The sequence below is a fragment of the Mesorhizobium sp. M7A.F.Ca.ET.027.03.2.1 genome, from assembly GCF_003999175.1.
In the GTDB taxonomy this organism is placed as follows: domain Bacteria; phylum Pseudomonadota; class Alphaproteobacteria; order Rhizobiales; family Rhizobiaceae; genus Mesorhizobium.
This window is the reverse complement of record NZ_RZOM01001518.1, coordinates 1-1,010: the sequence shown is the minus strand read 5'-3', so window position 1 is coordinate 1,010 and position 1,010 is coordinate 1. Positions and strand designations below refer to the sequence as shown.

Here is a 1,010-nt window from a genome sequence, read left to right as displayed (position 1 = left end):
CCGACGAGTTCTCCGCCATACTCTCGCGCCAAATCGATGAAAAAGTGGCCCCCAAGGCCTGAGGAGTAGCAGATGGGTATGTCCATGGGCATGGGAGGACGGGGCGGGCGCGGCCACAGGCGGCGCGGCCGTCACCATGCACTGATGTCCGAGATCAACGTCACGCCGATGGTCGACGTGATGCTGGTGCTGCTGATCATCTTCATGGTCGCCGCACCGATGCTGACGGTCGGCGTGCCGATCGACCTGCCGGATACGCAGGCCAAGGCGATGAATGCCGACACGCAGCCGATCACCGTCTCGATCAACGCCGCCGGCCAGATCTATCTGCAGGAAACCGAGATCCCGATCGAGGAGCTGGTGGCCAAGCTGCAGGCGATCTCGAAGACCGGCTATGAGGAGCGCATCTTCATCCGCGGCGACAAGTCCACCGACTATGGTACGGCGATGAAGGTGATGGCCCGCATTTCGGCCGCTGGCTACAAGAACATCGGCCTGGTTTCACTGCAGGAACAGGACCAATAGACGCGCGATGAAGACCGGCCTCACCACATCGGTGATCTTGCATGCGGCGGCGCTGACCTTCGGCCTGTTCACGCTGACGGCGCCGGCGGCACTTCCGTCGTCCGACGTCGAGTCGGTCGCGGTCGATATCGTGCCCATGGAAGCCATTGCGCAGACGTTGCAGGGCGACAAGAAGGCCGTGATGCATGAAAAACCGGCACCCGTGCCGACGCAGCGCCCGGACATCGTTCCGGACGCGCAGAAGGTCGGCGAGAACAGCGTCGACACCGACAAGCCGATAACGCCGGAAGCCAAGCCGAAGCCCGTCGACATGACCTCGGCTCCGCCGCCCGCGCCGACCCCGATCGAAAAGCCGAAGCCCGAGGACGTGCCGAAGCCGCAGGAAAAGCCTAAGCCCACCCCGGCAACGGAAGTGGCGCCGGCGCCGACGCCCAAGGAAGAGGTTAAGCCCGAGCCGGTCAAGCAGGCCGACCCCAAGCCGACAC

At 64.3% G+C, this 1,010-nt stretch carries 1 protein-coding gene and 1 pseudogene; both read left to right on the top strand.

Translation table 11 applies throughout. From position 1 onward, the window contains the following. The first annotated feature begins 72 nt into the window (after positions 1 to 72). On the top strand, positions 73 to 525 hold the full coding sequence (gene tolR / locus EN750_RS36105; RefSeq protein ID WP_023811855.1) for a protein TolR: 453 nt from the start codon (positions 73 to 75) through the stop codon (positions 523 to 525). Positions 526 to 532: 7 nt separating this feature from the next. After that, positions 533 to 1,010, top strand: a pseudogene (locus EN750_RS36100) (hypothetical protein); the annotation flags it as partial.

What these genes read in the sequence shown, in the direction of transcription:
- tolR (WP_023811855.1), top strand. Translation starts at nt 73, where the DNA reads ATGGGTATGTCCATGGGCATGGGAGGACGGGGCGGGCGCGGCCACAGG.